The organism is Cupriavidus campinensis (assembly GCF_905397395.1).
GTDB lineage: Bacteria > Pseudomonadota > Gammaproteobacteria > Burkholderiales > Burkholderiaceae > Cupriavidus > Cupriavidus campinensis.
Window position 1 is genome coordinate 1 of sequence record NZ_CAJPVH010000158.1, and the last position, 533, is coordinate 533.

Consider the following 533-nt stretch of genomic DNA (forward strand, 5'->3'; position numbering starts at 1 on the left):
ATGTCCACGGCAAGCCATAGAGCTGCCGGGATGGGCCGGGTGGATTGCCAAGTAGCGGGGAATCAGAGCCGTCCTGAGGACGGCTCTATTTGTTTGTGCGCCGGCACATTTCCATTGCAGTCCCACGACGATTCGGAACCCGCAGCGGGAAAATCTTCGTGTGCTCGGCGAAATCAGGAAACTGCTATAGACCGCTCAAATCGCATCACGTGATGCTGTGTGCTCTTGCCATAAACGGAAGAGATCATGATGCGAAACGACAAGCGGCACATGCTGGATGGCGCGAGCCGCACCAGCACTGGTGGTTGGCTGATCGCCACCAGCGATTCCACAAACATGGGCAAACGCCTTGGCCTGGAAGGGGACCACGGCACGTGCCCCGCCTGCAAGGTCGGCGGCCCGGTCTACAACGACTGCGATCCACGCTGGACCGACATGGGGAAATCCGTGCTGGTGGAAGGCGCGCGCGTGTATTGCCAATGCAAGGAAAAGCCACGGGTGTTTGCATCGCAGTACACGATGTCGTCGGAGGT

At 59.1% G+C, this 533-nt stretch carries 1 protein-coding gene; it reads left to right on the top strand.

Going from position 1 to position 533, the window contains the following annotated elements; all coding sequences use genetic code 11:
• Window positions 1-246: 246 nt before the first annotated feature.
• The coding region (locus KHO18_RS28320; RefSeq protein ID WP_211944329.1) for a PAAR domain-containing protein at window positions 247-533 on the top strand (287 nt) is incomplete at its 3' end.